31 protein-coding genes and 1 tRNA gene are annotated in these 26,621 nt (G+C 60.5%); 17 read left to right on the forward strand and 15 right to left on the reverse strand.

Annotation, left to right across the window (positions count from 1 at the left end):
• Positions 1–293: 293 nt before the first annotated feature.
• The gene (gene nadB / locus AB1J88_RS13865) at positions 294–1,910 is read left to right on the forward strand and encodes an L-aspartate oxidase (protein WP_086792017.1); all 1,617 of its coding nucleotides are present in this window, start codon (positions 294–296) and stop codon (positions 1,908–1,910) included.
• Here the strand turns inward: nadB and AB1J88_RS13870 are convergent.
• Positions 1,879–2,331, reverse strand: a complete 453-nt coding sequence (locus tag AB1J88_RS13870; protein WP_430291277.1) for a protein YgfX — start codon at positions 2,329–2,331, stop codon at positions 1,879–1,881. The genes nadB and AB1J88_RS13870 overlap by 32 nt on opposite strands.
• Positions 2,315–2,569 carry a succinate dehydrogenase assembly factor 2 gene (locus AB1J88_RS13875; RefSeq protein WP_007963266.1) on the reverse strand — a complete coding sequence of 85 codons (255 nt, stop codon included), beginning with the start codon at positions 2,567–2,569 and terminating at the stop codon, positions 2,315–2,317. The genes AB1J88_RS13870 and AB1J88_RS13875 overlap by 17 nt, the downstream gene beginning before the upstream one ends.
• Before the next feature lie 149 nt (positions 2,570–2,718).
• On the opposite strand from AB1J88_RS13875, the gene AB1J88_RS13880 reads away from it, so the two are divergent.
• Positions 2,719–3,660, forward strand: coding sequence for a YgfZ/GcvT domain-containing protein (locus tag AB1J88_RS13880; RefSeq protein WP_430291278.1), 942 nt, complete (start codon positions 2,719–2,721; stop codon positions 3,658–3,660).
• Positions 3,661–3,695: 35 nt separating this feature from the next.
• Positions 3,696–4,517, forward strand: a complete 822-nt coding sequence (locus AB1J88_RS13885) for an HDOD domain-containing protein (protein ID WP_086792023.1) — start codon at positions 3,696–3,698, stop codon at positions 4,515–4,517.
• 153 nt (positions 4,518–4,670) lie between these two features.
• Here the strand turns inward: AB1J88_RS13885 and AB1J88_RS13890 are convergent, their stop codons facing one another.
• Both AB1J88_RS13890 and AB1J88_RS13895 read right to left on the reverse strand, forming a co-directional pair.
• A complete protein-coding gene (locus tag AB1J88_RS13890) occupies positions 4,671–6,056 on the reverse strand; it encodes a sensor histidine kinase (RefSeq protein ID WP_222016039.1) in 1,386 nt (461 codons plus the stop codon).
• Positions 6,049–6,720 carry a response regulator gene (locus AB1J88_RS13895; RefSeq protein WP_041070394.1) on the reverse strand — a complete coding sequence of 224 codons (672 nt, stop codon included), beginning with the start codon at positions 6,718–6,720 and terminating at the stop codon, positions 6,049–6,051. The genes AB1J88_RS13890 and AB1J88_RS13895 overlap by 8 nt, the downstream gene beginning before the upstream one ends.
• A 237-nt stretch (positions 6,721–6,957) precedes the next feature.
• Between AB1J88_RS13895 and AB1J88_RS13900 the strand changes: the two genes are divergently transcribed.
• The 5 genes from AB1J88_RS13900 (at position 6,958) to AB1J88_RS13920 (ending at position 12,382) form a co-directional block, all read left to right on the forward strand.
• Complete coding sequence (locus AB1J88_RS13900) at positions 6,958–8,250, forward strand: OprD family porin (protein WP_222016041.1); 1,293 nt, start codon at positions 6,958–6,960, stop codon at positions 8,248–8,250.
• A gap of 94 nt (positions 8,251–8,344) precedes the next feature.
• Positions 8,345–9,322, forward strand: coding sequence for a Bug family tripartite tricarboxylate transporter substrate binding protein (locus AB1J88_RS13905; protein WP_041070529.1), 978 nt, complete (start codon positions 8,345–8,347; stop codon positions 9,320–9,322).
• Positions 9,323–9,380: 58 nt separating this feature from the next.
• Entirely contained in the window at positions 9,381–9,839 is a 459-nt protein-coding gene (locus AB1J88_RS13910; RefSeq protein ID WP_041070398.1) for a tripartite tricarboxylate transporter TctB family protein, read from the forward strand.
• A gap of 1 nt (position 9,840) precedes the next feature.
• Positions 9,841–11,355: a tripartite tricarboxylate transporter permease gene (locus AB1J88_RS13915; protein WP_041070400.1), complete on the forward strand. Its 1,515-nt coding sequence runs from the start codon at positions 9,841–9,843 to the stop codon at positions 11,353–11,355.
• On the forward strand, positions 11,348–12,382 hold the full coding sequence (locus AB1J88_RS13920) for an AbrB family transcriptional regulator (RefSeq protein ID WP_430291279.1): 1,035 nt from the start codon (positions 11,348–11,350) through the stop codon (positions 12,380–12,382). Before AB1J88_RS13915 ends, AB1J88_RS13920 begins: the two co-directional genes overlap by 8 nt.
• A 126-nt stretch (positions 12,383–12,508) precedes the next feature.
• On the opposite strand, the gene ung is transcribed toward AB1J88_RS13920, so the two are convergent.
• Positions 12,509–13,201 (reverse strand): uracil-DNA glycosylase, encoded by a 693-nt coding sequence (gene ung, locus AB1J88_RS13925; RefSeq protein ID WP_086792240.1) that lies wholly within the window; start codon positions 13,199–13,201, stop codon positions 12,509–12,511.
• A gap of 132 nt (positions 13,202–13,333) precedes the next feature.
• Between ung and AB1J88_RS13930 the strand changes: the two genes are divergently transcribed.
• A complete protein-coding gene (locus tag AB1J88_RS13930; protein ID WP_430291280.1) occupies positions 13,334–14,446 on the forward strand; it encodes an enoyl-CoA hydratase/isomerase family protein in 1,113 nt (370 codons plus the stop codon).
• Positions 14,447–14,512: 66 nt separating this feature from the next.
• Here the strand turns inward: AB1J88_RS13930 and AB1J88_RS13935 are convergent, their stop codons facing one another.
• Entirely contained in the window at positions 14,513–14,911 is a 399-nt protein-coding gene (locus tag AB1J88_RS13935; RefSeq protein WP_430291281.1) for a hypothetical protein, read from the reverse strand.
• A gap of 179 nt (positions 14,912–15,090) precedes the next feature.
• The gene (locus AB1J88_RS13940; RefSeq protein WP_430291282.1) at positions 15,091–15,354 is read right to left on the reverse strand and encodes a hypothetical protein; all 264 of its coding nucleotides are present in this window, start codon (positions 15,352–15,354) and stop codon (positions 15,091–15,093) included.
• Positions 15,355–15,727: 373 nt separating this feature from the next.
• On the opposite strand from AB1J88_RS13940, the gene AB1J88_RS13945 reads away from it, so the two are divergent.
• The 5 genes from AB1J88_RS13945 (at position 15,728) to AB1J88_RS13965 (ending at position 19,306) form a co-directional block, all read left to right on the forward strand.
• A complete protein-coding gene (locus AB1J88_RS13945) occupies positions 15,728–15,958 on the forward strand; it encodes a cysteine-rich CWC family protein (protein WP_041070414.1) in 231 nt (76 codons plus the stop codon).
• 33 nt (positions 15,959–15,991) lie between these two features.
• Complete coding sequence (locus AB1J88_RS13950) at positions 15,992–16,684, forward strand: pseudouridine synthase (RefSeq protein WP_041070416.1); 693 nt, start codon at positions 15,992–15,994, stop codon at positions 16,682–16,684.
• Between the two features lie 316 nt (positions 16,685–17,000).
• Entirely contained in the window at positions 17,001–17,885 is an 885-nt protein-coding gene (locus tag AB1J88_RS13955) for an alpha/beta fold hydrolase (protein ID WP_108181934.1), read from the forward strand.
• Positions 17,886–18,044: 159 nt separating this feature from the next.
• A tRNA-Gly gene (locus AB1J88_RS13960) sits at positions 18,045–18,118 on the forward strand.
• Between the two features lie 459 nt (positions 18,119–18,577).
• Positions 18,578–19,306, forward strand: a complete 729-nt coding sequence (locus tag AB1J88_RS13965) for a class I SAM-dependent methyltransferase (RefSeq protein ID WP_430291283.1) — start codon at positions 18,578–18,580, stop codon at positions 19,304–19,306.
• 128 nt (positions 19,307–19,434) lie between these two features.
• Here the strand turns inward: AB1J88_RS13965 and tam are convergent, their stop codons facing one another.
• The gene (gene tam, locus AB1J88_RS13970) at positions 19,435–20,205 is read right to left on the reverse strand and encodes a trans-aconitate 2-methyltransferase (RefSeq protein WP_430291284.1); all 771 of its coding nucleotides are present in this window, start codon (positions 20,203–20,205) and stop codon (positions 19,435–19,437) included.
• 187 nt (positions 20,206–20,392) lie between these two features.
• Between tam and AB1J88_RS13975 the strand changes: the two genes are divergently transcribed.
• Positions 20,393–20,803, forward strand: coding sequence for a low affinity iron permease family protein (locus AB1J88_RS13975; RefSeq protein WP_027614440.1), 411 nt, complete (start codon positions 20,393–20,395; stop codon positions 20,801–20,803).
• A 100-nt stretch (positions 20,804–20,903) separates the two neighbouring features.
• Here AB1J88_RS13975 and AB1J88_RS13980 read toward each other — a convergent pair whose 3' ends face one another.
• From AB1J88_RS13980 to AB1J88_RS14005, 6 genes are all read right to left on the reverse strand, one after another.
• Positions 20,904–21,407 (reverse strand): DUF4142 domain-containing protein, encoded by a 504-nt coding sequence (locus tag AB1J88_RS13980; RefSeq protein ID WP_047292232.1) that lies wholly within the window; start codon positions 21,405–21,407, stop codon positions 20,904–20,906.
• Between the two features lie 75 nt (positions 21,408–21,482).
• Positions 21,483–21,641, reverse strand: a complete 159-nt coding sequence (locus AB1J88_RS13985) for a KGG domain-containing protein (RefSeq protein WP_080963245.1) — start codon at positions 21,639–21,641, stop codon at positions 21,483–21,485.
• A 118-nt stretch (positions 21,642–21,759) separates the two neighbouring features.
• Complete coding sequence (locus AB1J88_RS13990; protein ID WP_430291285.1) at positions 21,760–23,109, reverse strand: diguanylate cyclase domain-containing protein; 1,350 nt, start codon at positions 23,107–23,109, stop codon at positions 21,760–21,762.
• A gap of 77 nt (positions 23,110–23,186) precedes the next feature.
• Positions 23,187–23,825: a LysE family translocator gene (locus AB1J88_RS13995; protein WP_041070432.1), complete on the reverse strand. Its 639-nt coding sequence runs from the start codon at positions 23,823–23,825 to the stop codon at positions 23,187–23,189.
• A 60-nt stretch (positions 23,826–23,885) separates the two neighbouring features.
• On the reverse strand, positions 23,886–24,302 hold the full coding sequence (gene fos, locus AB1J88_RS14000) for a fosfomycin resistance glutathione transferase (RefSeq protein ID WP_430291286.1): 417 nt from the start codon (positions 24,300–24,302) through the stop codon (positions 23,886–23,888).
• A gap of 5 nt (positions 24,303–24,307) precedes the next feature.
• Positions 24,308–25,024, reverse strand: coding sequence for a hypothetical protein (locus tag AB1J88_RS14005; RefSeq protein ID WP_430291287.1), 717 nt, complete (start codon positions 25,022–25,024; stop codon positions 24,308–24,310).
• A 107-nt stretch (positions 25,025–25,131) separates the two neighbouring features.
• On the opposite strand from AB1J88_RS14005, the gene relB reads away from it, so the two are divergent.
• A complete protein-coding gene (gene relB, locus AB1J88_RS14010) occupies positions 25,132–25,371 on the forward strand; it encodes a type II toxin-antitoxin system RelB family antitoxin (protein ID WP_041070438.1) in 240 nt (79 codons plus the stop codon).
• The gene (locus AB1J88_RS14015) at positions 25,361–25,645 is read left to right on the forward strand and encodes a type II toxin-antitoxin system RelE/ParE family toxin (protein ID WP_084234200.1); all 285 of its coding nucleotides are present in this window, start codon (positions 25,361–25,363) and stop codon (positions 25,643–25,645) included. The genes relB and AB1J88_RS14015 overlap by 11 nt, the downstream gene beginning before the upstream one ends.
• A gap of 7 nt (positions 25,646–25,652) precedes the next feature.
• On the opposite strand, the gene AB1J88_RS14020 is transcribed toward AB1J88_RS14015, so the two are convergent.
• Entirely contained in the window at positions 25,653–26,576 is a 924-nt protein-coding gene (locus AB1J88_RS14020; protein WP_430291288.1) for a LysR family transcriptional regulator, read from the reverse strand.
• Positions 26,577–26,621 lie beyond the last annotated feature (45 nt).

Consider the following 26,621-nt stretch of genomic DNA (forward strand, 5'->3'; position numbering starts at 1 on the left):
CTCTGGCAAAAGTTCCAATTATTTATAGCCATGCTGGCGCGACATTGAACGACCGTGCGCTGAAAAAGCCTGTTTCATCCTCGATACAGTCGCCTTTTCCCAAAACGACCGAAAAAAACGTCCGACGAAACGTCAGGCTTTTGTCGTCACAGTAGTTTCACAATGCCATACAAGCCCGGCTATTGTGCCGCTCCACCCCTCTATATACTAGTGGGCTGTGTGGCTGTCTTGACTCGCCGATCCAGCTGTCTTGCGCCAACCCCGATCCGGGTCGCTTTGAGCGGAATCCTGAAATGAGCCAACAGTTTCAACACGATGTTCTGGTGATTGGCAGCGGCGCTGCCGGTTTGAGTCTCGCGCTGACCCTGCCGGGTCATTTGCGCATTGCCGTATTGAGCAAGGGTGATCTGGCCAACGGTTCGACCTATTGGGCCCAGGGCGGCGTCGCTGCCGTGCTGGACGATACCGACACTGTCGAATCCCACGTCGATGACACCCTGAACGCCGGCGGCGGTCTATGCCATGAAGACGCGGTGCGTTTCACTGTCGAGCACAGTCGGGAAGCCATCCAGTGGTTGATCGACCAGGGCGTGCCGTTCACCCGCGACGAACAGTCCGGCACCGAAGACGGCGGCTTCGAATTCCACCTGACCCGCGAGGGCGGCCACAGCCATCGGCGCATCATCCATGCCGCCGACGCAACCGGCGCAGCGATTTTCACCACCCTGCTCGCCCAAGCCAGAGAGCGCAGCAACATAGAGCTGCTGGAACAACGGGTTGCCGTTGATCTGATCACCGAGCGTCGTCTGGGCCTGGACGGCGAGCGTTGCCTCGGTGCCTACGTGCTGAATCGCGCGACCGGCGAAGTCGATACCTACGGCGCGCGTTTCGTGATCCTCGCGTCCGGCGGCGCCGCCAAGGTATACCTCTATACCAGCAACCCCGATGGCGCCTGCGGTGATGGCATTGCCATGGCCTGGCGCTCGGGCTGCCGGGTGGCAAACCTGGAATTCAACCAGTTCCACCCCACTTGCCTGTATCACCCACAAGCCAAGAGCTTCCTGATCACTGAAGCCTTGCGTGGCGAAGGCGCGCACCTGAAGCTGCCCAATGGCGAACGGTTCATGCCGCGTTTCGACAAACGTGCCGAACTGGCACCACGCGACATCGTCGCCCGTGCCATCGACCATGAAATGAAGCGCCTGGGTGTCGACTGCGTCTATCTCGATATCAGCCACAAGCCTGAAGCCTTCATCAAAAGCCACTTCCCGACAGTTTATGAGCGCTGCCTGGGTTTCGGCATCGACATCACCAGGCAACCGATCCCGGTCGTACCCGCGGCGCACTACACCTGTGGTGGCGTGATGGTCGATCAACACGGTCGCACCGACGTGCCGGGGCTGTACGCCATCGGCGAAACCAGCTTCACGGGTTTGCACGGGGCCAACCGCATGGCCAGCAACTCGCTGCTCGAATGCTTCGTGTATGCCCGCTCGGCGGCGGCGGACATTCTTGCGCAACTGGATGCCGTCACCGCGCCAAACGCCCTGCCCGAGTGGGACGCCAGCCAGGTAACCGATTCCGACGAAGACGTGATCATCGCCCACAACTGGGATGAGCTGCGCCGCTTCATGTGGGACTACGTGGGGATCGTGCGCACCAACAAGCGCCTGCAACGGGCGCAGCACCGCGTGCGTCTGTTGCTGGACGAGATTGACGAGTTCTACAGCAACTATAAAGTCAGCCGCGACCTGATCGAGTTGCGTAATCTGGCGCAAGTCGCCGAGCTGATGATCTGCTCAGCCATGGAGCGCAAGGAAAGTCGCGGCCTGCATTACACCCTCGACTATCCGAACCTGCTGCCCGAAGCGCTCGACACTATTCTGGTGCCGCCCACCTACGCCGGCTGAATTTAAGCCGCACTCGCAGGCGTCGGTGCACATCCGCCGCCTGCGAGTCTCGCGGTACGCAGATCGAACGCACTCGCCGTTCCCCACGCAGACGAAAGCGCAACACCACGATCAACGGCAACGCCAGGCTATCGGGCCGCAGCTGCGCCGCTTGCCAGCCGCCCGCCTGATTCCACAACTGCCAGCCATCGGCGTCGCGGCGTAATCGGCAAAAGGCCTGCGGATGCTTCAGCAGAATCTGCCGTGGCAGCACCCACGCGGCGTGCAGCAGACAGGCGAAAGCTCCGAGCAGACTGGCCCAGAGTGGAATCGACAGGAGAAACAACACGCCCAGTGCGAACGCCTGGGCCAACAGATACGCCGCCAGCAACTGCCGTGAGGCATGCCAGCGGCATTCGAAGGTGTTACTTGGGCTGAACACGGTCCAGGATCATCCGGACCATGCGCTGCAGTTCCGGGTCTTCGGATTCACTGCGCTCCATGAACCAGCCGAACATGTCCTGGTCTTCACAGGTCAGCAGTCGGACATACAAGTCGCGATCGACCTGGTTGAGGTGCGGATAGACCTCCTGCACGAACGGCACCAGCAGTACGTCAAGTTCCAGCATGCCGCGGCGGCTGTGCCAGAAGAGGCGATTGAGTTCAACTTGTTCGACCATGGAGCCCTCCTCAAATAGGCGCGCAGTATACAGCCCCGGCGCGGGTCGCACAGTCGGCTTTGGTCGGGCACCACCGATCCTTTATCAACTACCCATTTCAACAACGCGCCCTTATGATGTGCCCCAGACTTTTTACCCTGCGATGAACCATGGCCGATTCTGCTTTTTTCTGCACCCTGTCTCATGAAGGCGTACTCGCGGTTCGCGGCGCGGATGCCGGCAAATTCCTGCAAGGCCAATTGACCTGCAACATCAATTACCTCAGCGACAGCCAGGCCAGCCTTGGCGCACGCTGCACGCAAAAAGGCCGGATGCAGTCAAGCTTCCGCATTCTGCTCGAAGGTGATGGCGTGCTACTGGCGATGGCCAGCGAACTGCTGGAGCCGCAACTGGCAGATCTGAAAAAGTACGCCGTATTCTCCAAATCCAAGTTGACCGACGAAAGCGCCGCCTGGGTGCGTTTTGGCCTGGAGCACGGCGACGCCGCATTGGCCAGCCTGGGTCTGGACCTGCCGCACGAAACCGACAGCGTGGTGCGCAACGCAGGCCTGATCGCGATTCGCGTCTCGGCGGATCGCGCCGAGCTCTGGACACCGGCCGATCAAGCCAATGCCATCAAGGCCAAACTGACCGCCGCCCTGCCGGAAGGCGAGCTGAACCAATGGCTGCTGGGGCAGATTCGCGCCGGTATCGGTCAGGTCATGCCGACCACCCGCGAGCTGTTCATCCCGCAGATGCTCAACCTGCAGGCCGTCGGCGGCGTGAGTTTCAAGAAAGGTTGCTACACCGGACAGGAAATCGTCGCGCGCATGCAGTACCTGGGCAAGCTCAAGCGTCGCCTCTATCGCGTGCAACTGGACGCGAGCGAACTGCCGGAGCCGGGTACCCCGCTGTTCGCCCCAAGCCACAGCAGCGCCATCGGCGAAGTGGTGATTGCCGCCCGCGCCGCAGAAAAGATTGAACTGCTGGCGGTGTTGCAGGCCGAAGCTGCCGAAGCGGGTGATCTGCACCTCGGCGCCCTCGAAGGGCCAGCCCTGCATTTGCTCGACCTGCCCTACGAACTGGATCGCGACCGCGAAATCCAGCGCTGATCGCAGCTTTTGTTGCAACACCCTAGAGAATCTACATGAGCGAGCTGGCGGATAAGGTCCAACAGGATTTGGTTGAGGCCATCGATAACGATGACCTGGTTCTGCCAACGTTACCGGAAGTGGCCCTGCAAATTCGCAAGGCCGCCGAAGACCCGGAGATCAGCGTCAGCGATCTGAGCAAAGTCATTGGCCGCGACACGGCGCTGTCGGCGCGCCTGATCAAAGTAGTCAACAGCCCGTTGCTGCGTGCAACCCAGGAAGTCACCGACCTGCACACCGCCATCACCCGGCTGGGGGTGAACTACAGCAGCAACCTGGCGATCGGGCTGGTGATGGAACAGATCTTCCACGCCCGCTCCGACGTGGTCGAACAGAAGATGCGCGAAGTCTGGCGCAAGAGCCTGGAAATCGCCGGCGTCAGCTACGCCCTGTGCCGCCGCCACACCCAACTCAAACCTGATCAGGCAGCGCTGGGCGGACTGGTGCATCAAATCGGCGTGCTGCCGATCCTGACTTACGCCGAAGATCACTACGAACTGCTGTCGGATCCGGTCAGCCTCAATCATGTGATCGACCACATTCACCCGCTGCTGGGCGACAAGCTGTTGCGGGTCTGGGAATTTCCCGAGCAGCTGGTGGAGCTGCCCGGGCTGTACCTGGATTTCAAGCGCGACTCAGCACAGATCGATTACGTCGATCTGGTGCAGGTCGCGAGCCTGTACTGCCACAAGGACAGCGATCATCCGATTTCACGGATTGACCCGCTCAGTGTGCCGGCATTCAGAAAGCTTGGGATCGATCCGGAGAACAAGCAATTGTGTGCAGATCTGGAAGAGTCGCGGACGATGTTTTACTGACACCCGTGGCGAGGGAGCTTGCTCCCGCTGGGTTGCGTAGCGGCCCCAAACCAGACGGCATCCCTTCATCAGACAAACCTTGCACTCAGGGATCACGACTGCTGCGCAGCCGAGCGGGAGCAAGCGCCCTCGCCACAAAAGCCCTCTCGGCTGCTACCCGGCAATAAAACTCACCCGAACCTTCAAACCGGCCTGCTCGCCATCATGCAAGGTGATCTGCGCCAGATGCGCCCGGCAGATCTCTCCGACAATCGCCAGCCCCAACCCTGAACCCGCCACTTGTTGATTGCGCCGGTAGAAGCGTTCAAACACCCGATCACGCTCCTCCAGCGGAATCCCCGGCCCGTCATCTTCAACCTCAAGCACCGCCGGTGCCGCGACCCGCAGAATCACGTTGCCGCCCGGTGGCGTATGCGCCAGGGCGTTGTCCACCAGATTGCTCAACAGTTCATTGAGCAACGTCGGCTCGCCGCGCAGCCACACCGGTTCATCCGCCTCCAGCGCCAGTGCGACGCCGCGCGCGTGGGCCAGAGGCGCCATGGCCATGCCCAGTTCGCGGGCCAACTGACTCAGATCCAATAATTGCGCGCCGCCCTCGGCGATCGCCCGGGCACCGTTTTCCACCCGTGCCAGCGACAGCAGTTGATTGGCCAGGTGGGTCAGGCGATCGGTGCTTTGCGCCGACGACTCCAGGGTTGTGCGCCAGGTTTCCGGTTCGCTGGAACGCAGCCCCAACTCCAGCCGCGCCTTCAACGCCGCCAGTGGCGTGCGCAGTTCGTGGGCGGCATCGGCGATGAACTGCGCCTGCCGCTCGAACTGCCCACGCAGGCGCTCGGTGAAGTGATTGAGCGCGCGCACCAGCGGCCACAATTCATGTTGCACTTCCACCAGCGGCAGCGGCCGCAAATCATCGGGCTGACGCTCCTCCACCGCCGTGCGCAAACGCTCCAGCGGGCGCAGCGCGGCACTCACCGCAAACCACACCAGCAACAGGGCGCCGATCGCCAGCATGCCCAGACGCAGCAGCGTATCGGCCGCCAGACTGCGGGCCATGCTGACTCGCGCCTCGTCAGTTTCGGCGACACGGATTTCCGCCATGCCATTCATGTTCGGTTCGGTGACCGCTTTGAGCAGGCTGACCACGCGCACATTCTGCCCGCGATAGGTCGCGTTGTAGAAGCGCGCGAGCGCCGGGTAATCGTCGGTTCTTGGCGTACCGGGTGGCGGCCCGGGCAGGTTTTCGTAGCCGGAAATCAGCTTCTGGTGGATGTCGTTGACTTGGTAGTAAATCCGCCCGGCGCTGTCGTAAGCGAAGGTGTCCAGGGCTACGTAGGGCACGTCGGCGCTGAGCGTGCCGTCGCGCTGCGAGAGGCCGGCGGCGATGGTTCGCGCCGAGGCCAGCAGGGTTCGATCGTAAGCCGTGTCGGCGGCTTCGCGACCATTCCAGTACGCGCTCAGACCACTGGCGAGCATCAACACCACCAGCAGCAACGCGAGGTTCCACAGCAACCGCCAGCGCAGGCTGCTGGGCTTATGCATCGCGGCTTTCCAGCAGGTAACCGAGGCCACGGAAAGTCACGATCGCCACAGGCTGGCCGTCGAGTTTCTTGCGCAGGCGATGCACGTAGATTTCGATGGCGTCGGGGCTGGCTTCTTCGTCGAGACCGAACACTTGCGCGGCGAGTTGCTCCTTGCTCATCACCCGTCCCGGGCGGGCGATCAATGCTTCGAGCACGGCCTGTTCGCGAGAGGTCAGGGTCAGCAATTCTTCGCCAAGGCTGAAACGTCGGGTGTCGAGATCATAGGCCAGCACGCCGCAACGCTGCTGGCGTTCACCGCCGAGCACACTGCGTCGCAGCAGGGCTTTGACCCGCGCTTCGAGCTCGCTCAGTTCGAACGGTTTGGCGAGGTAATCGTCAGCGCCGAGATTCAAGCCGTGTACGCGGTCCTTCACATCGCTGCGCGCCGTCAGCATCAACACCGGCAGGTTCTTGCCGCGTGCGCGCAGGCGCGCCAGCACCTCGAACCCGTCCATGCGCGGCAGGCCGACATCGAGGATCGCCATCGCGTATTCCTCGCTGCCCAGCGCCAGGTCGGCGGCTACGCCATCGTGCAGCACGTCCACGGTCAGACCGGTGCTCTTGAGCGCCTGGGCGACGCTTTCGGCCAACTGCAAATGGTCTTCGACGAGCAGAACACGCATGGATCTTTACCTCATTCAGGGATGGCCGACGCCATTCTTTGCCGCGGAGTTTACAGCCGCAACCGCCACTGTGAAGCCCGAAAACCGCGAAATCCAGCTGAAAGGTTAGCGAAAGGTTGGGCCGTTAGAGTCCGGTCACGGACAGTTTCGACTGCCGTCGCTGCTGCCACACAGCGCTACGAAAAACGCCACGAAGCGTTTTCGACCAATAAGAACAATAAACGGAGTACACCGCGCATGCCGTCCTTGCAGACCAGGGCTTTCACGCCCGCTCGCCCTTCGCGTTTCAGCCACACCGCCCTCGTCAGTGCCGCCGCCCTCGCCGGTTTTTCACCGCTGAGCTACGCCGACTTCATCAAAGACAGTTCCGCCACCTTCGAAACCCGCAACATGTACTTCAACCGCGACTTTCGCGACGGCACCAGTGCCCAGCAAAGCAAGCGGGATGAATGGGCCCAAGGGTTCATGCTCAACCTGCAATCGGGTTACACAGACGGCACCGTGGGGTTCGGTGTCGATGCGCTGGGCATGTTGGGGGTCAAACTTGATTCGAGCCCGGATCGCACCGGCACCGGCCTGCTGCCGACCCACGATGACGGGCGCGCCGCTGACGAATATTCCAAGGTCGGCCTGACCGGCAAAGTGAAAATCTCTGCCACCGAACTGAAAATCGGCAGCCTGATGCCTGAATTGCCGATCCTCAAACCGAACGACGGGCGCATCCTGCCGCAGACCTTCGAGGGCGGTTTGCTGACCTCCAAAGAGATCAAGAACCTGACCTTCACCGGCGGGCGTCTGGAGAAAGCCAAGGATCGCGACAGCACCGATTTCGAGGACATTGCCCTCAACAACAAGAACAGCCGTTTCGCTGGCACCGTGGCCGGCAAGCATTTCGATTTTGCCGGCGTGGACTACAAGTTCACCGACAAGATCACCGGCAGCTACCATTTCGCCCAACTCGACGAAGTCTATAACCAGCACTTCTTCGGTCTGGTCGCCTCGCGGCCGATGGGCCCGGGCACCTTCGCCACCGACCTGCGCTTTGCCGTCAGTGACGATCAGGGCGCGGCCCGTGGTGGCGAGATCGACAACCGCTCGCTCAACGGTCTGGTCAGCTACGCCCTGAGCGGCCACAAGTTCAGCGCCGGTTATCAGCACATGTCCGGCGACAGCGCCTTCCCGTATGTCGATGGCAGCGACCCGTACCTGGTCAACTTCGTGCAGATCAACGACTTCGCCGGCGCCGAGGAACGCTCCTGGCAGGCGCGTTACGACTTCGACTTTGCGCGCCTCGGCATCCCCGGCCTGTCGTTCATGAGTCGTTACCTGAGCGGTGACAACATCAAGCTCAAGAACGGCGATGAAGGCAAAGAGTGGGAGCGCAACACCGAGATCAAATATGTAGTACAAAGCGGCGCCTTGAAGGACGTTGCCGTACGCCTGCGTAATGCCACCTACCGTTCCAACTACTCCGCTCGCGATGCCGATGAAGTGCGTCTGCTGGTGAGCTATAGCGTTGCCCTTTGGTAATTGATTGAAATGCTGCGGGTTGGAAGATCAAAAGATCGCAGCCTGCGGCAGCTCCTGCAAAAAGCCCTACAACAAGAAGACCGTGGAGAAACCAATGAACTTATCACTGCGTAAAGTTGCTCTGGCCGCTGGCGTCATGCTGTTCGCCGGCCAACTGATGGCCGAACCGAAGCGCCCGGAATGCATCGCCCCGGCCTCCCCCGGCGGCGGTTTCGACCTGACCTGCAAACTGGCGCAGAGCGCGCTGGTCAATGAAAAACTGCTGACCAAGCCGATGCGTGTGACCTACATGCCCGGCGGTGTCGGCGCGGTGGCGTACAACGCGGTCGTCGCTCAGCGTCCGGCCGATGCGGGCACGCTGGTGGCGTGGTCCAGCGGTTCGCTGCTGAACCTGGCGCAAGGCAAGTTCGGTCGTTTCGACGAGACCAATGTGCGCTGGCTCGCGGCCGTCGGCACCAGCTACGGCGCCATCGCGGTGAAAAGCGATTCGCCCTACAAGACCCTCGACGATCTAGTCAAAGCCTTGAAGAAAGATCCGAGCTCGGTGGTCATCGGCTCCGGCGGCACCGTCGGCAGCCAGGACTGGATGCAAACCGCCCTGATCGCCAAGGCTGCCGGGATCAACCCGCGTGACCTGCGTTATGTCGCCCTCGAAGGTGGCGGCGAAATTGCCACCGCGCTGCTTGGCGGGCACATCCAGGTCGGCAGCACCGACATTTCCGACTCCATGCCGCACATCCAGAGCGGTGACATGCGCCTGTTGGCAGTATTCGCCGACAAACGCCTCGACGAGCCGGAAATGAAAGACATCCCGACCGCCCGCGAGCAGGGTTACGACATCGTCTGGCCAGTGGTTCGCGGTTTCTACCTCGGGCCAAAAGTCAGCGACGAAGACTACGCCTGGTGGAAAGACGCCTTCGACAAACTGCTGGCCTCGGACGACTTCGCCAAGCTGCGCGATCAGCGTGAACTGTTCCCGTTCGCCATGACCGGCCCGGAGCTGGACACCTACGTGAAGAAGCAGGTGGCGGACTACAAGGTGCTGGCCAAAGAGTTCGGCCTGATTCAGTGATCGCCTCTGTCTAGCGGCTGCGGCCTCGCGCATCGAGGCCTCGGCACAGGAGTTTCCCATGCTCTTACAACGCATTTTCGCCTCGGTGCTGTTGCTGGCCTGCGTCGGCCTGGCGCTCATGGCGTGGCCGTATCAAGCGGCTTTTTCTTATGAACCGGTCGGCCCGCGTGCCTTTCCCTTGCTGATGCTCGGCCTGATGGGCCTGGCGCTGCTGTACATGGTGTTCCGCCCAGCCCCCATCAAACACAGCGCGGACGAACCGCCGCTGGATCGCGAAACCCTGATCAAGATCGGCATCTGCGTCGTCCTGCTGCTGGTGTTCGCCGGCACATTTGAATCGCTGGGTTTCATCATCGCCAGCGTCATCACCGGCATCCCGATGGCACGCCTGTACGGCGGTCGCTGGTTGCCCAGCGTGGCGATCATCAGCCTGATGGCCATCGGTCTTTACCTGCTGTTCGACCGTTTGATGGACGTTCCGCTGCCCCTTGGCCTGCTCAGCGTTCTGGAGAACTGATATGGATACTCTTGGCTATTTGGGTCAGGGTTTTGGCGTTGCGCTGAGCCCCTACAACCTGGTGACCGCGCTGTGCGGCACACTGATCGGCACTGTTGTCGGCCTGTTGCCGGGCCTGGGTCCGATCAACGGCGTGGCGTTGCTGATCCCGATCGCATTCGCCCTCGGCCTGCCGCCGGAGTCGGCGCTGATTCTGTTGGCGGCGGTGTATCTGGGCTGTGAATACGGCGGGCGGATCAGCTCGATCCTGCTGAACATTCCAGGCGAAGCCTCCACCGTGATGACCACCCTCGACGGTTACCCGATGGCCCGTAAAGGTCTGGCCGGTGTGGCGCTGTCGCTGTCGGCCTGGAGCTCATTCATCGGTGCATTCATTGCCACCTGCGGCATGGTGCTGTTCGCCCCGCTGCTGGCGAAATGGGCGATTGCCTTCGGCCCGGCGGAATACTTCGTGCTGATGGTGTTTGCGATTGTCTGCCTTGGCGGCATGGCCGGTGATCGTCCGCTGAAGACGTTTATTGCAGCGTTGATCGGCCTGTTCCTGTCGACCGTGGGCATCGACGCCAACAGCGGTGTGTACCGTTTCACTGGCGACAACATTCACCTGACCGACGGCATTCAGTTCGTGGTGCTGGTGCTGGGCCTGTTTTCCATCAGCGAAATTCTCCTGCTGCTGGAAAAAACCCACCACGGCCAGGAAGCGGTGAAAGCCACCGGCCGGATGATGTTCAACTTCAAGGAGGCGGCTTCGGTATTCGTGGTCAACGTCCGCTGCGGCGTGCTGGGTTTCATCATGGGCGTGTTGCCGGGTGCCGGCGCGACCCTCGCCAGTGCCGTGGCCTACATGACCGAGAAACGCATCGCCGGCACCAGCGGCAAGTTTGGTGAAGGTGATGCCCGAGGCCTCGCCGCGCCGGAAACGGCTATTGGCGGTGCGGCCTGCGGTGCGCTGGTGCCGATGCTGACCCTCGGTGTTCCCGGCTCGGGCACCACGGCGGTGATGATCGGCGCCCTGTCGCTGTACAACATCACTCCGGGGCCGCTGCTGTTCCAACAGCAACCGGACATCGTCTGGGGCCTGATCGCTTCGTTGTTCATCGCCAACGTCATGCTGGTGATCCTCAACATCCCGATGATCCGCATCTTCACCCGCATCCTCGCCGTGCCCAATTGGGCGTTGGTGCCCGTCATCGCCATCATCACCGGGATTGGCGTGTATGCCGTGCATGCCACCACGTTCGACCTGTTCCTGATGATCGGTATCGGCATCTTCGGCTACATCCTGCGCAAGCTGGACTTCCCGCTGTCGCCGCTATTGCTGGGCTTCATTCTTGGCGAACTGATGGAGCAGAACCTGCGTCGCGCCCTGTCGATCTCCAACGGTGCGCTGGAAATCCTCTGGTCGAGCCCGATCACGCTCGGCGTCTGGGTACTGACAGGGATCATGCTGCTGATGCCGATCATCCGCATCTGGCGCAAACGTGCGGCAGCGCAACGCGCCATCGCCGATGTCTGATCGAACGTCCCTCAGAAGCTGGTGGGCCACCCCGCTGGTCGGTCTGCTTGGCGGTTTTATCGCCAGCCAGATCGGCTGGCCGCTACCGTGGATGGTCGGCTCGTTGCTGGCGATCATCCTGGTGCGCTGCCTGACCCCGTGGCAACTCAAGGAAATCCCCGGCGGGCGCAAATGCGGCCAATGGATTGTCGGCATCGGCATCGGCCTGCACTTCACCCCGCTGGTGATGGAGCAGGTGCTCAGTCACTTCGGTCTGGTTTTCTTCGGTGCGCTGGTCACCAGCCTCTCGGCGGTGGTCGGCGTGTGGCTGATGCGCCGCACCGGCGAAGATCGCGCCACGGCGTTTTTCTCGAGCATGCCCGGCGGCTCCGGAGAGATGGTCAATCTCGGCGCGCGCAATGGTGCGCTGCTCAGCCATGTCGCGGCCGGGCAGAGTCTGCGGGTGCTGGTGGTGGTGCTGTGTGTACCGGCGGCGTTCAAGTATCTGCTGGGCGACGGCACGCCGATTTCCCACGCCGGCAGCGTCGATTGGCGCTGGCTGGCGATTCTGTTTCCCACAGGCGCCCTGCTCGCCTGGCTCTGGCAGCGTTTGCGTCAACCCAATCCGTGGCTGTTCGGCCCATTGCTGGTCAGTGCCACGGTGAGCATTGCCTGGGATTTGCACATTGGCCTGCCGGACGGAGGCAGCCAGATCGGCCAGTGGCTGATCGGCAGCGGACTGGGCTGTCACTTCAATCGGCAGTTCTTCCGGCGCGCGCCGTCATTCATGGGGCGTACGTTGATCGGCACGGCGTTGACCATGTTGATCGCCACCCTGGCGGCACTGGGCTTGAGTGCGCTGACCCATCTGGATCTGCGTTCGCTGACGTTGGGGATGATGCCCGGGGGGATTGCCGAGATGAGTTTGACGGCGGAGACCCTGCAACTGTCGGTGCCGCTGGTGACGGCGATGCAAGTAATGCGGCTGTTGTTTGTGCTGTTTCTGGCGGAGCCGTTGTTCAAGTACTGGAATCGTAATCCCGAGTAATACCGAGTCGACTTCATCGCTGGCGAGCCAGCTCCCACAGGATTGTGGGTGCCACAAATCGTGTGTACACCGCTGAAACCTTGTGGGAGCTGGCTTGCCAGCGATAGGGCCAGCCCGGTCAACCGATCAAACCGGCGGCAACCGCCACTCAATTGGCGCTTCACCATTCTGCTCAAGAAACTTGTTGGTCCGGCTGAAATGCCCGCACCCCAAAAATCCACGATAAGCCGACAGCGGCGACGGATGCACCGAGGTCAACACCAGATGTTTGGTCGCGTCGATCAGCTTCTGCTTGCTCTGCGCATGCGCGCCCCACAGCATGAACACCAGATGCGGCTGACGTTCGCTGACTACCTCAATGATCCGGTCGGTGAAGAACTGCCAGCCCTTATCCTTGTGCGCGTTGGCATTGGCGCGCTCGACGGTCATGGTGGTGTTGAGCATCAACACGCCCTGATCGGCCCAGCTCTGCAGGTAGCCGTGATTGGGGATGTCGATGTTCAGGTCGCGCTTCAACTCCTTGTAGATGTTAACCAGCGATGGCGGCGCCGGCACGCCCGGCTGCACCGAGAAGCACAAGCCATGGGCCTGGCCCGGGCCGTGGTACGGGTCCTGGCCGAGGATCACCACTTTGACTTTATCCAGCGGCGTCGAATTCAGCGCGTTGAAAATCAGCGGTCCCGGCGGATAGATCTCCTTGCCGGCCGCCCGCTCCTGCTGCAGAAAATTGCGCAACTCTGCCATGTAAGGCTGGTCGAATTCAGCACGCAGTGCCTCCTTCCAGCTCGGTTCGAGTTTGATACGGTCGTCAGCAGTCATGGTCATACCCGGCAAAAACAATGGGGCGAACCCTAGGAAAGCCGACCACGCTTGTCAATTGATCTGACGCAGATCCGGCACTTTCCCACACAGCGATCATACTGATCGTTCAAATTCCCGATCGAGGTCACGATGAATCTGCACTTCGAAGAACTCACCGGCAGCGACGGCGCCCGCCTCGGGATCGCCAGCCTGGATGCTGAAAAGTCGCTCAACGCGCTGTCCCTGCCGATGATCAACGCCCTGAGCGACAAACTGAACGCCTGGGCCAAGGATCCACAAATCGTCTGCGTGCTATTGCGCGGCAATGGCGTCAAGGCATTCTGCGCTGGCGGCGAAGTACGCAGCCTGGTGGAAGCCTGCCGCGCCCATCCCGGCGAAGTGCCGCCACTGGCCGCGCAGTTTTTCGCCGCCGAATACCGCCTGGACTACAGCCTGCACACCTACCCCAAACCGCTGATCTGCTGGGGCCACGGTTACGTGCTCGGCGGCGGCATGGGCCTGTTGCAAGGCGCCAGTACGCGGATCGTCACGCCGAGCAGTCGCCTGGCGATGCCGGAGATCACCATCGGTCTGTATCCGGACGTCGGGGCCAGTTGGTTTCTCTCCCGGTTGCCGGGCAAGCTCGGCTTGTTCCTCGGTCTGACCGGTGCGCACATGAACGGGCGTGATGCGATCGATCTGGATCTGGCCGACCGCTTTCTGCTTGAAGAGCAGCAACCGCAACTGATCGAAGGCCTGCTGCAACTCAACTGGCAGGAGCAAACCGACATGCAACTCAACAGTCTGCTCAAAGCCCTGCAACAGGAAGCCGTCGGGCAGATGCCCGAGGCGCAGTGGTTGCCGCGCCGCCAGCAGATCGACGAACTGCTCGACGTCAGCAACGTCACCTGCGCCTGGAAAGCCATCAGCCTGCAACGCGACAGCAACGACCCGCTGATCGCCCGCGCCGCGAAAACCCTGAGCGAAGGCTCGCCGCTGACCGCGCATCTGGTCTGGGAACAGATCCTCCGCGCCCGCTACCTGTCACTGGCGGAAGTCTTTCAGATGGAATACACCCTGAGCCTCAATTGCTGCCGGCATCCGGAGTTCAGCGAAGGGGTTCGCGCGCGACTGATCGACAAGGATCAGAAGCCGCACTGGCATTGGCCGGACATCAATAACGTCCCGGAGGCGGTGGTCGAGGCGCATTTTCACAAGGTGTGGGAAGGTCGGCATCCGTTGGCGGATTTGACGGTTTACTGACTGCCCGGCAAATCGCAGGCAGAAAAAAAGCGGCGCTCTATGCGCCGCTTTTTTGTTTGCGGATGATTACCAGCGACCGCCTCGCCCGTCGTGGTCGCCCCGGTTACCGTGATGATCACGGCCACCACGATCCCGATCCCAACCCCCGCCGCGGTGCCCGTCCCAGCGCCCGCGATCGTTGTCGTGCCAGCGACGGCTTTCGTAGTAGCGCGGCGCTGGTTGGTAGTAGCGCGGCGCCGAGTAGTAACGTGGCGCTGGCTGGTAGTAACGCGGGGCCGCTTGGTAATAGCGAGGGGCCGAGTAGTAGGTGCCGCCACCGCTGTAATACGTGCCGCCAGTGTTGTAGTACGCGGGAGCGGGTGACGTGTAGACCTCCGAGCTGTAGTAACTGTCTGCGTAGGAGTAAGGAGCGCAACCGGCAACGGAAAACATCATCGCAGCAAGTAGAAGAATTCGTCGATACATGGCGGCCTCCTGGACCGCGGGTAGCCACACCAGCGACGCTGGCAGGCATCAGTCGGTTATTCGGTGACTGACGAATTATCTGACAGCGTTTTCCGAATCTGGTGCGCTTTCGTAACAAGTTGAAACATGTGATTGATGAAATCCTGTTCATTTGGAAAACGCTGTCATTCAGCCGCCGATCAGTGGTGCCCACCGTGAAAGCCGCCGCCGTGGTAACCGCGTCCATAACCGCCGCGATAGCCGTGACCGCCGTAGTAATAGTGCCCGCCACCGTAGTAGCGCGGGCCGTAATAACCGCCGTAGTAATACGGTGAGTAATAGCCGGGATAGTAGTAAGTGGCAGGGTAAGCATCGTAAGGACCGGCGTAGTAATAACACCCGGACAGCCCCAGGCCGAGCACTGCTCCCAGCAGCACCCGGCGCAACAGTTTTGAAGTACTCATGACGGCCTCCTGAAAGACCTGCGGCTGCAGCAAGACAGCGCAGCCGACACAGTTTTGACTGTCAGGTCCGGGGCAAGTGCCGGGCGCGGAAAGGCTTCAGATCAGCGGCGTCAGTCACACTGCCCCCCCTGTGGGAGCGAGCCTGCTCGCGAAGAAGGAGTGTCAGACGACATTTACGTTGGCTGACCCACCGCTTTCGCGAGCAGGCTCGCTTCCACAGTTAGCCTGCGTAATGTCCGGGAATACATCGGTGCCACCACCGTACATGCTCATGACACCTTGCATACCCTGCTGTCTCGGGTCGATCATGCGATGTAGCAGGCCAGACAAACCGGCCGTAACCGCACCTGCGTGGAAATGCCTCACCCGACTTATGCCTGATTCCGACACTAAACCCGACCTCTGCCCGGCCTGCGGCGCACGCAACGATTGCAGCCTTGCCGACCCGCGCACCGCTGACCGAGCCTGCTGGTGCTACGGCGTGAGCATTGATCCTGCAGTCCTCGAGGCGCTGCCAGCGGCGCTGCGCGACAAATCCTGCCTGTGCCCGCGCTGCGCGCAGGTCGAGGCGCAGCTGCAAGCAGCGGCGCGGCCGATCACGTAAGATGCGCGACCCTTTGTCCGCCGATTTCTGACCATGCGCGTCGATCGTTTCCTCAGCAACCTGCCCCGCTATAACCGTCAGCAGGTTCGCCTGTTGCTGGTAGAAAAGCGCGTGCGGATCGACGGAAAAGTCGTCAGCGACCCGCACAGCGAAGTGCTGGAGTTCAGCCGCGTCGAAGTCGATGAGCAGGTACTGCAAGTCGGTAAACCGGCGCGCTACTTCATGCTGCACAAACCGCCTGGCTGCGTCAGTGCGACCCGCGATCCGCAGCACCCGACCGTGCTCGATCTGATCCATGAACCGGACAAGGACGACCTGCACATCGCCGGGCGCCTGGACTTCAACACCACCGGGCTGATGCTGATCACCAACGATGGCAGCTGGTCACGACGTCTGACCCAGCCACAGACCAAACTGCCAAAGGTCTATTACGTCGAAACCGAACAGGAGATCGGGCCGCAATACGCGGTCACGTTTGCCGAGGGCCTCTACTTCGCCTTCGAAAACCTGACCACGCAACCGGCGCAACTCGAAGTGCTGGGCCCGAGAGCGGCGCGCCTCAGTATCGTCGAGGGTCGCTACCATCAGGTAAAACGCATGTTTGGTCACTTCAACAACAAAGTCATGCGCCTTCACCGCGAATCCATGGGCGCGCTGTCGCTCGATAACGCGCTAAAACCGGGCGAGTACCGCGCTTTGCGCACCGAAGAGATTCATTTGTTCTAAGCCGGCGACCGCTCAGCAGAAGTTGTCGAACAATTTACCAACGGCACTTGCGCGATCCCCATCCCACTGCTTGAATCAGGACGTCGGCCAAATTGTGACCGATTAGTCACAACATACATCCAAGAAACTTTTTGCCGGTCGTCAGCCCTCTGGGTTGCGCCTCAGCCGGCAGACTGCCCGCCAATAACAACACCCGTCGACCGCAGTCATGGATCGACATGGGCCAAGCAAATTCCAGGCGTATGCCTACCTGTCACAAAGCTCGTGCAATCTCTATTTGCGCGCATACCCGCTTGCTTGCCAGGAGTCTTATGACATGAGGCCAGAAATCGCTGTGCTGGATATACAGGGTCAGTATCGGGTTTACACGGAGTTCTATCGCGCAGACGCCGCAGAAAAGACCATCATCCTGGTCAACGGCTCGATGGCCACGACTGCGTCGTTTGCTCAAACCGTGAAAAATCTGCACCCGCAATTCAACGTGGTTTGCTATGACCAGCCCTACGCGGGCAGGTCGAAAATTCACAACCGTCACGAGAAACATCTGACCAAGGAAGTCGAAGGGCAGATCCTGCTGGAGCTGATCGATCACTTCAGCGCCGAACATGTGCTGTCGTTTTCCTGGGGCGGCGCGGCGACCCTGGTCGCCTTGGCCCACCAGCCCCGGCGCATTGAAAAAGCTGTGATCAGCTCGTTCTCGCCAGTGATCAACGCACACATGCTTGATTACCTGGAGCGCGGTGTCGACTACCTTGGCCAGCGCGATGGCGATCGGGTCGGGCACCTGGTCAACAACACGATTGGCAAACACCTGCCGTCACTGTTCAAGCGCTTCAACTATCGCCACGTCAGCAGCCTGGCCGAGCACGAATACGGGCAGATGCACTTTCACATCAACGACGTGTTGCACAGCGACCGTCAGTGCTATTTGAATGCGGCGAAGAAGATCAATGTGCCGGTGCTGTTCCTCAACGGCGAATGGGATGAATACACCGCCGCCGAAGACGCCCGGATATTCGGCAACCACGTGGCGCACAGCACCTTCACCACGCTGCAGGCTACTGGGCACTTCCTCGACATGGAGCACAAGGCTGCGTGCCGCGATAGCCAGAACGCCCTGCTTGGCTTCCTGAAACCGTCACAGCAAACGAGCCGAACGCGTTATGCGTTCGTTCAGGATCACCATGCACTGGCCATTTGAAAAAGTGTCGTCGCGAGCGAGTCTGTGGGGCTGAAAAACCAGCATTGGTTGCCCTGCAGATTTGCCCGCGAATGACCGTTTTCAATGCTGTAACGCGCTGCGAGGAAAAGAAAAACTTCAAATTCGCGCCCGACTCTGGTAAAAAGTCAGCCGCTCTGAGCGGGTATAGTTTAGTGGCAAAACGAAAGCTTCCCAAGCTTTAGTTGAGGGTTCGATTCCCTCTACCCGCTCCACTCAATCAGGTCTCACGTCGTGGTTATGACGGGGGATGCAGGAACAGAAAAAACCGGCCTACAAGGCCGGTTTTTTTGTGTCCGGGATTTGAGGTCGGCTACTTGGTCGGCACCGAACCATTATGCAACGCACCGTTTATTGCAGATGCACCAGCCCTCTTTACGCTTTGATTGTTACTAACGCTTAAGCTAGAGCTTGGCAAAGACCTGCATGTCGATCTGCTCGTGAAGGATAATTCTGGACGCCTCTACAAGGCTGCTGTCGACAAGATTGACTACCATATCCCCGAGAAGCATACACCGACGGTTCTCACCATCCCCACGACCCGCTAGCATTTCCCCATCACCCACCACCCTCCCCCTGCGCGGCCATCGACGAATACGCGTTCTCACTTTCGAGGGATTCCATGGCGCGGCCACTGTGCCGCTGATGACCGAACTCAAAAGAGCACTTCCCCCATGACGCAAAACATCTACGACGACCCCGAGTTTTTCCACAGCTACAGCCAGATGAACCGCTCCATCGGCGGCCTCGATGCCGCGCCGGAGTGGCCGGCGCTCAAAGCGTTGCTGCCATCGATGCATGACTTGAATGTGGTCGACCTCGGCTGCGGCTATGGCTGGTTCAGCCGCTGGGCCAGCGAGCACGGCGCCGCTCAGGTGCTGGGGCTGGATGTCTCGGAAAAAATGCTCGAGCGCGCGCGCGAAACCACTACGGCAGCGAACATCCGCTATGAGCGCGCCGACCTTGAGCATCTCGACCTGCCGGTCTGCCGTTTCGATCTGGCCTACAGTTCGCTGGCACTGCACTACATCAAAGATCTGCCAGGGCTGTTCGCTCATCTGTACGCGGCGTTGAAACCGGGTTCGCATTTTGTGTTTTCCATGGAACATCCGATCTTCATGGCCCCACGCAATCCTGGCTGGCTGGTCGACGGCGATGGCCACAAGCGCTGGCCGCTGGACAGTTATCAGATGGAAGGCGAGCGGGTGACCCACTGGCTGGCGGACGGGGTGATCAAGCAGCACCGCACGATGGGCACGCTGTTGAATTCGTTGATCGCGGCAGGTTTTGCCATCCGTCATGTCAACGAATGGGGGCCGAGCAATGCAGAGGTGGCCGCGCAACCGGCGCTGGCTGAAGAGCGGGAGCGGCCGATGATGATGCTGGTGGCGGTGCAGCGCTGATCTGATCTGAACAAACAATATGTGGCGAGGGGATTTATCCCCGATGGGTGCGCAGCACCCGCTTAAAGGGCCTGCTGCGCAGTCCATCGGGGATAAATCCCCTCACTACAGGTGGCTGAAGGCTGGCTTCAGCGAGTCGCGACGATAAACAACCGCGGAAATGGCAACAGCACCGAGCCATCCGGCAACGCCGGATAAGCCTTGGCCACCGCCGCCAGATACTGCTGCAGATATTGAGCCCGCTCCTCTTCAGTCAGCGGGTTCAAGAACGGAATCAAACCACTGCCCTTGAACCACTCCACCACCCCCGCCGCCCCGCCCGGCAGTTGATGGTGATAGGTGGTGCGCCATACATCCACCCGCGAACAGTACGGACGCAACATCGAAAAGTAATCGCTGGCACTCGCCATGTCGGTGCGTTGCCCGGCGGCGCCAGCCAGTTTGGCGGCCCATGGGCCATTGGCGGCGACTTCGCGCATCAGCCGATGGGAAGGCTCGTTGAGGTTGTCCGGCATCTGGATCGCCAGACTGCCTCCGTCCGACAGCTTACCCGCCAACGCCGGCAGTAACGTCGCGTGATCCGGCACCCATTGCAGCACGGCATTGGCGAAGATCACATCGAACGGCCCTTGATCCGCCCAGCTATTGATTTCCGCGACTTCGAACTGCACGTCAGGCAAGCGCTTGCGCGCCGCGTCAATCATGTCCGCCGAGCTGTCCAGACCACTGACCTGCGCCTGCGCAAAACGCTGCACCAGCAGCTCGGTGGAGTTACCCGGGCCGCAACCGATATCGACCACCGATCGCGCCTGAACCGTGGGAATCGCCGCCAGCAGATCACGGGCCGGGCGGGTGCGTTCATCTTCAAAAGCGACGTATTGTCTGGCGGACCAACTCATTGCGTTCTCCTGTCGGGACATTCCAGCGGTTCGTCACCATACAGGCAGCGCTGCGGGCAGTTCCAGAGAGGCTTATTGCCAAGAGTGTCTGGTTGCTCGCAATGATTGGCAGGTTTCAGTTGTAAGTAGAATTTTCATCGCATCCCGGATGTCTGAATTTCAAGCTCTCCCAATAAGGAACACCGCAATGAAATTCGCCAAAATCTCCCAGACCCTGGCCCTTTGGGCCGGCAGCCCGAAAACGTTCATGGGCGCGTTGATCCTGATTTTTCTGTGGGGGTTGAGTGGGCCGATTTTTGATTTCAATGACACCTGGCAACTGATCATCAACACCTCGACCACGATCATCACCTTTCTGATGGTGTTCCTGATCCAGAACACGCAAAACCGCGATACCGACATCCTGCACCTGAAACTTGATGAGTTGCTGCGGGTGAACAAGGAAGCACAGAACGCGATGCTCGGGTTGGAATCGCTGGATCTCAAACAACTGGAGGCGCTGCGCAAGCATTACCGCAGCCTGGGGGAAAGCGAGGTATTCGATCTTGAAGGGCTGGGGGAGAAGAGCAAGCCGAAGCAGGATTTGAATGACTGCTAAGTAAAGTTGAACAAAGCAAAAGATCGCAGCCTGCGGCAGTTCCTACACCGTTCTATGTAGGAGCTGCCGCAGGCTGCGATCTTTTGATTGGCAGTTGGTGTCAGCGGCTGGCTTGTAGCGCCCGGGCCATTTGCAGATGGCTTTGCAGCTTTGGCAAGGTCTCGTCGGCAAAGGCCTTGATTTCCGGCACATCGGTCGACTGCGCTTCCTGCTGGATCTGCTGGATGGCCTCTTCGGTCGCTTTCACTTGGCTGGCGGCGTAGGCCTGGTCGAAGGTTTCACCGTCCTTGACCTGCGGGATCATGCTCTTTGCCTTGTCGGCGATTTCTTCACGGGGTGCAACCGGCAGATCGAGTTTCTTGGCGATCTTCGCCAGATGCTGGTTGGCCGTGGTGCGGTCATTGATCACCACGATGGTGTAATCCTTGACCTCTTTGGATTCGGATTTCTGGTGCGCCAGACGGCTGGCTTCGATGTCGGCCATGCCTTTGGCAGAAGCATCGTTGATGAAGTCGGCAGGCGACTGGGCGAATGCCGTGCCAGCGAACAAACCCAACAGGGTGGCAACACTTAAATGACGTATCTGGGTGGCCATCCGGCTCATGGTCGCGCCCTCCTATCTCTGCAAATTCAAGCGGGGGCTTGCGCCCCCGCCTCTCAATCAAAACAACCTCGCCGACTACTTCGACTTCTGAGCTGGCTTGCGGCCCATTTCGGCTTTCGCAGGCTCTTTGTCGACTGTCGTGGTGGTGGTTTTCCCACCTTTGCGACCGGCTTCAGAGGCCTTCGTTCGATCGTTGGCGAAGTTTCCCGAGTTGGAGTTTCTTGAATTAGGCATGATTCTCTTCCTCTTGGTGTTGATCGTTGGCGAGCAGGTGCCCGCCTAGATTGAGAATTGCCAGGCTGCCAAAGGTTTAGAAAAGTTGCCCGCGCCGCGACGAACGGCGCGCACCGGTTCAGATATCAACCAGCCGATGATTGAGGCGTTTGGCGGCGTACATCGCCTGGTCGGCATGCCGGAACAGTTGCTGCTCCTCGCTGCCATGTTCGGGATAACGGGCCACGCCAATGCTAGGCTCGATGTGCAGGTTGTGACCGTCCAGGCGCATGGGCTGCACAAGCACCTGACGGATTTTTTCGGCCACGCTGTCGGCGTCTTCAGCGGCGTGGATACTGTGCAGCAGCACCACGAATTCGTCGCCACCAATGCGCGCCACGGTATCGGTATCGCGCACGCAGCCCTTGAGCCGACTCGCCACGGTTTGCAACAGCATGTCGCCGACCGCGTGGCCGAAGGTGTCGTTGACCTGTTTGAAGCGATCCAGATCGACGTACAACAACGCCATGTTTCCCGACGTGTCCCGGGCGCCGGCCAGTGCAGCCTTGAGACGGTCTTTGAGTAATCCGCGATTGGGCAACTGGGTCAATTGATCGTACTGCGCCATGCGCTTGAGCCGCGCGTACAGTTGCTGGCGCTCAATGGCGGTGGCGACCTGGGCGCAGACGTATTGCAGCAGTTCCTTGTCCTGTTCGGTGTAACGTTCGCCGCCGGGCAGGCTTTTGACGATCAACGCACCGATGGTGCCGTTTTTCGAATTCAGCGGCACACCGAGCCAACACGGTGAATCCTGCCCCGCCACCAGCGCCGCGAAATCGGATGAGGCGTCGGGGCTGTCCGGCGTCAGCAGAATCGGCTGACCGCTGCGGATGACTTGCGCACACAGACGCCCGGTGACGGTGCCCGGTTGCTCGGGCTGCAATTCGTGATCATCAACGTGATAGGGAAAATTCAGCTGCGCACAGTGCTCGTCGTACAGCGCCACGGAAAAATTCAGCGCCGGCAGCCATTCGCCGATGATCAAGTGAATGCGTTTGAACAGCGCCAGCAGATCTTCGGCGACATGCGCCGCTTCGGAAATCGCATACAGCGCAGCCTGACGCGATTCCGCCTGCTTGCGCTCGGTGATGTCGCGGGCCACGGCGATGCGCAGCTGATCGACCTCCGACCAGCGCGCCGACCACAGTATGTTCGCGATGCGCCCGTCCTTGCGCACGTAGCGGTTTTCAAAGTTGTGTTTCGGTTCACCGCCCATGATGTCACTGGCCGCTGCCAACGTGCGCTGGCGGTCCGCCGGATGCACCAGCTCGATCATCGGCCGGCCGATCAACTCGTCAGGCGTATAACCGAAAATGCGCTCGCAGGCGGCACTGACAAAAACGAAACGGCCCTGCCTGTCCACCGCACAGACGGCATCCAGCAACAGGTCCATATAACTCGCCAACGGCGCGGAGTTTCGGCTTTCCATGGTTCAGCGTGGGTGTCCGGACAATGCAGCACTGTTCAACCATCCTTGCCCTTGATCAAGCATCCCTGCACACAATTTCAAGCCTCGTTCGGCAGCAATCCCGGTAGTGCGTGCACCAGTGCGTTTATGGCAAAACCGATGAACATCACGCCACATAAACGCGTGATCATCAGCTCGTGGCGCTGATACAACGTGCGTACGCGGCGGGCGCCAACCACGCCGATCAGAATAGCGTAGGCCAGCAAACCGCCAAGGAAGCTCAGGGCGATCAGCGCCGGCAGCATCGACCAGTTGAGCAGTTCGGCACGACTCGACAGCAACGCGGTAAACGTCGCCACCGCCACCGGGTAGGCCTTGGGATTGGTCAAACCAAACAGGATTCCGTGCCAGAACGGCTGACGCGCAGCGCCCTGCGGCTGATCATCGCTGCGCCGCTGGGCGCGCACTGCGCGCCAGCCAAGCCAGAACAGGTACACGCCGCTGAGTACGCCGAGCACGTCAAAAGCCGTGCTGCCGATTTCCCGGGCGCCGACGATGGCGATCAGCGCGGTACTGCACCAGACCACATCACCAAGCAAATGCCCGCAAAGAAACCCCGCCCCGGCCCGACGGCCATGTGCCGCGCCGATGCCGAACACCGCCAGAACGCCCGGCCCGGGTGTGATGCCGTAAATGAAACCAGAGGCCAGAACGGCCATTAGCAGCGATGGAGTCATGAAAAACCTGCTGTCGCCAGTACAAATGATGGCCAGTCTATATCAGCCTGCGACGCCTGATCATGACTCGTCGTAAAAACGCATCCCCGAGTACGGTTTCAACCGACAGGCTGCCAGTCGCGAGGCCAAATTGCCGACGTGCGCTTCGAGCTTGTGGCCATCAGGATCAAGGAAGTAGAACGACGCACCTTCGCTGCGGTTGTCACGCCACTCCCGCACGTTCGCCGCTTTTAGCGTTTGCACGAACAACGGAAAATTCGCCTCAGCCAGGCTGAACGCGTAATGCGTGTAGTCGACGGACGGCTCGCCGCGGCGCTGCGCATCCAGCGCCAGGCACAACCACAGCCCCGGCAGCGACAGATAGGCGCCGGCGTCCCACGTGGCTTCTACACGCAGATTCAGCACGTCACGGTAGAACGCCAGACTGCGCGGCAAGTCGCTGACGGCAAGGGTCAGGTGATTGAGGCCAGTGAGCATCGGGATCAGTAACCTCTGAGGTCTTCGGGGACGGCGTACTGCTGGCCATCGTACGTCAGGGTGACCTGCTTTTTCTTCAACTCGGTGGTTTTCGATACGCACTGATTGCCAGATTGGGTGTTTTTCATCTTGCTGCCACTGGTGGTAACGATCAGATCGGCAAAACCATGGTGAATCGCAGGCCCGATCTCGACGGTGCGGCGGATTTTTCGGTTATAGCCCTCACACTTGCTGGTGAATTCACCGTGGTTCTTGTACACCACCAGCCCTTCGAGCACCGGACGCAGTTCGTCCCCCTCACGCACATACAGCGCCAGATCGGTTTTTTCGTAGGGGATGGCGTGGGAACTGTGCGCGAATTTCGCCCGCAGCCCAAAAGCCCGGACGTCCGGGGTCAAACGGTAACGCGCCGTATCGATGCGTACATCCTCCAGACGCACGGCATCGGAGTTGTACGCGCCCGGTTTATGGTAAGTGGCGATGGGTTTGGCGTTGCTCGCATTGAGGAGCGCCAGCTCCAGATCGAACGCCCCGGCATCGTCGCCACCGGAGTCGGCGAGGTAGGTGGATTTGACCGAAATCGCCTGACTCGGAAACGCCGGCCATACGTTGCAACGCGACATGGTTCTGCCGTCGAAACTCTTGGTGGTGCAGGCTGCGTGGGCGTGGGGGGTGATGGCCAGGAATGCAAAAGCCAGGATGAAGGTGTTTCTGCAGATCATTTTTCTTCCTTGATAAAGTCTTGTGCGCAACCGTTAGACGAATGGCGGGCCGGGGCAAGTATGACGCTGTAGTATGTTGCACTACAAACCACTACACCGAGACCACCATGTCCGTCATGTCTTTGCGGCTTCCCGACGAAATTGCCGATACGCTGGCTAACCTCGCCAAAGCGACCGGGCGCAGCAAGTCCTATCTGGCAGTCGATGCATTGCGCGAGTACCTGGCCCGTGAAGCCTGGCAAATTGAAGAAATTCAAAAAGCGCTGGACGAAGCCGATGCCGGTGATTTCGCTTCTGCCGATGATGTCAGGGCGATCGCCAACAAATGGAATGCCAATGCGCGTTGAGTGGCTGCGTACTGCACTAAGGAATCTCGATGACGAAGCCGCCTACATCGCGATTGAAAATCCGCAGGCGGCCTCTGAGTTTGTTCAAGCCATTCTCGACTCCGTCGATCATCTTGCTCGCTTTCCCGCCTCCGGACGCGAGGGACGTTTGCCCGGAACCAGAGAATGGGCGCTCCCTGATCGCCCCTATTTGATTCCTTACCGCGTTCGTCAGGGCCGGCTTCAGGTTCTGCGCGTTTTCCATACTCGCAGGCTTCCTCCCCGCACTTGGTAGCACATTCTCAATCGCAGATCCCGGATCGATCTATCCCCTCCTCAATCCGGCGATTCAACCAGTTCAACGCCTGATCCCCACCCCGGCGCTTATGCCACGCCAGCACAAAGGTGAACGGCGCAATCTCGAACGGTGGCGGCAGCACAATCAATTGCTGTTGATCAATGTCGCGCACGCTGCGTGACGACACCGTGAGAATCAAATCCGTGCCGCTGATCAACTGCGGCGCGACGTTCCAGTGCGGCAGGCTGATGGCGACGCGGCGGCGTTCGCGCAATGCCGTCAGTGCCCGTTCGATTTCCGGGGTACCGCTGCCGCGCATTTCCAGCAAGACGTGCGGGCGCGACAGATAGGTCGGCAAATCCAGTACGCCGTCGGCCGGCAAGCGGCGGCGATCCAGCAGGCAGACGTAGCGTTCTTCGAACAGCACGCTGCTGCGCAATTCGTTGGGCATTTCCGGGAACACCCCGGCGGCCACGTCGATGTCGCCGTTGAGCACACCGTCGAGCATGCCTTCGCGGCTGGCGTGGCTGATCTGCAGGTCGATGCCCGGTGCCTCGCGGCGCAAGGTGCGGATCAGTCCAGGCAGGATGATGGCCGCGCCGTAGTCGGACATCGCCACGCGAAAGGTCCGCCGCGCAGTGGCCGGATCGAACGTGTTCGGCGCCAGCAGTGATTGCACCTGGGCCAGCGCTTCGGCCAGTGGCGCGACCAGTTCCAGCGCCCGCGCCGTGGGCACCAGCGTCGAACCGGCGCGCACCAGCAGCGGATCGCCCAGCACGTCGCGCAGACGCGCCAGCGCATGGCTGACCGCCGGTTGACTCAGGTGTAACCGCTCGGCGGCGCGGGTGACGTGTTGCTCGCTGAGCAAGGCATCAAGGATCACCAGCAGGTTGAGATCGATACGGCGCAGATCATTCATCTTGTGCATGTTCTGGATGACAAAACGGAATTTAAATCTGCGCGACGAATACTC

The organism is Pseudomonas sp. S8 (assembly GCF_050473925.1).
Taxonomy (GTDB): Bacteria; Pseudomonadota; Gammaproteobacteria; order Pseudomonadales; family Pseudomonadaceae; genus Aquipseudomonas; species Aquipseudomonas parakoreensis.